This window comes from Fusibacter sp., from assembly GCF_057447755.1.
Window position 1 is genome coordinate 1 of sequence record NZ_JBVBZF010000431.1, and the last position, 2503, is coordinate 2503.

1 protein-coding gene is annotated in these 2503 nt (G+C 34.2%); it reads left to right on the top strand.

All coding sequences use genetic code 11. The annotated features are described in order from the left end of the window. Positions 1–331 precede the first annotated feature (331 nt). Positions 332–2338, top strand: a complete 2007-nt coding sequence (locus AC220I_RS21270; protein ID WP_486725877.1) for an EAL domain-containing protein — start codon at positions 332–334, stop codon at positions 2336–2338. The last annotated feature ends 165 nt before the right edge of the window (positions 2339–2503 follow it).

Below are 2503 nucleotides of genomic sequence, written 5' to 3' on the forward strand. Positions count from 1 at the left end.
CTTCAAATGTTACCTTATATAGCAACGATTATTGTTCTTTCAGGTTTTATTGGAAGAGCTGTTGCGCCAAAAGCAGTTGGTACTGCGTATGAAAAAGGACATAGATAAAATTAAATTAGGAATGTACTAGAAGTGCTTTGGTTGTGAAAAACTTATTCAAGTTTTCCATAATCCAAGGCACTTTTTTATGTTATTATATTAATAGCAGTATTTTAATTATCAATTAATCTTTTAATGTCCCAAAGGCTTGCTCGCCAGATGTTGATTGAATATAAAAACCATAAAAGGGTATATTATGCATACTGTGTATTTCTGAGTTGTGGAGGCTTTAATGGAAGAATATTTAGAGTTTATGTTCAAATTGCTTATGAGTTATGGTTTAGTCTTTCTCTTGGCTTATTATGCCATCATGATATTTGTTGGTCATCGTTCTATAAAGTTCAAAAATTATTATATTGGCAGTCTTCTAGCAATTATAACCTCATTTCAGATTTATGTTATAAAGATCGTGAGCTATAATGGTATACCGGATGGCAAGTTTTTATTGGCGGGGTTCACTGCCTTCATTTGGGGGATTGGACCTGGTTTAATCGTGGCAATTGCAGCAACCATAACCAAGCATGCGCTGGATGGTATGTCCTATCATATCCTTCTTATTTTGTTTGGGGTCAGTATTACGCTCTTTAGAACGGGAAAGTTTTTCTTTAAAAAATATAATATCCATGAAAACTTTTGGACCTACTCCTTCTTGTCTGTATTCATGTCAATCTCAGTGCTCATGGTTGCAAGTAAGATAGGGCGTGCAAACTTAGATTACCTTATTGCCATTAAAAATCCAGTTTCAATTGTTTTATTGACGGCCATTATAGTCTCTGCAATGTTTGATTTGGTAAAGCGAGAGATGAATGAGATAAAATTAATCGAGTCACTCGAAGCCCAAAAAACGGAACTTTATGAGCAAAAAGTTGAAATTCAAGCCCTTTATGAAGAAGTTCTTGCCTCAGAAGAGACTTTGAAATCCAATTACGATGAAATGGTACGCTATCAAGAAAAGATTGAATTCTTGGCATACCATGAAAGTCAAACAGGCTTTAGTAATAAAGAGCATCTTTATAAAGCCATAAGAGAATATAAAATAAATCAATCAAAAGCACTAGTGGTCCTTGAAATTCTGGATCGAAATAAGTTAAATCATACTATTGGAAATACCATGTTTGAAATCCTTCATTTTACCATAGGTGCAGAACTTCAAAGACATTTTGAAGCCTATACCACCAGCGAAATTTACAGTCTTGGAACTGGCCGTTATGGTCTTATGATATCTCAGGTGGTCAGTGAAGATGCGCTTAATGAAGTGTTTATAGCCCTCAATGAAAGCTTTCTAAAAAATAAATTGGTTAATACATTTGGCTTAACGGTTGACTTATACGCTGGTGCAGTAAAACTAGATAAAGACAATATTGCACCAGAGCTCTGGGTGGAGTATGCTGAAGCGGCTATGCTGATGTCCAGTGAGTTTGCCAGTGTGAATAGAATAATATGGTTCCAAAATTCATATTATGAGAAACTGCAAATTCAGACATTTTTAGTAACAAATTTAAAAAAAGCAATTAAAAATGAAGAGTTCTATGTGGTTTATCAACCTAAGTTTGATGCAAATGGTCAAATTAAAAGCGCAGAGGCCTTGTTAAGATGGCATAACAGTGAGTTTGGTGATATTGCACCTTATCGCTTTATACCACTTGCTGAGACAAATGGCGTAATAGGTGAAATTGGTGATTTTGTCTTAAATTCAGTATGCAAGATGATTAAGGCTTTGGAATTAATTAAAGGAAGGCGTATTCCATTTGCCATAAATGCCTCGATTATTGAAATTTTAAATCCTCAATATGCAGACAAGGTATTTTCAGTCTTAAAGTCGTATGAAATTGATCCCACACAAATTCAAATAGAGGTTACTGAGAGCACAATTTCGGATAGTTACGAAGAGGTAATTGAGACTTTATCGCTTTTGTCTAAAGGCAACATAGAAATACATCTGGATGATTTTGGCACGGGCTATTCGTCCTTAAGTCATATTGGTATTATGCCTATATCCGTAATTAAGATCGACAAAAAGTTCATTGATCAGATCTTCCTAGACAAAAAATATGAAAACTTAGTTGAGATGATGATTGATTTTTCACATCGAACAAACATTAAAGTTGTGGCAGAGGGCGTTGAGGATGTAAGTCAATTAGAGTGGCTTAAATCTAGAAATTGTGACTTTTATCAGGGATATTACTTCTCAAAACCTATTTCAGGAGAAGCTTTATTAAAATTAATTGAATCGGCTTAAAACATGAGCATCTTTGCTCATGTTTTTTTTAAGTGAGTTATTTCGAGCAATAGTGAAACTTGTACTTTGGGTGTTCAAATTTGGCAAGAAATTTGCTATAATAGAGAAGTGTTTCGGAATGAGATGGTGAATTGTAAAGATTTGAATATTCTAATGAAATAACAA

What these genes read in the sequence shown, in the direction of transcription:
- AC220I_RS21270 (WP_486725877.1), top strand. Translation starts at nt 332, where the DNA reads ATGGAAGAATATTTAGAGTTTATGTTCAAATTGCTTATGAGTTATGGT.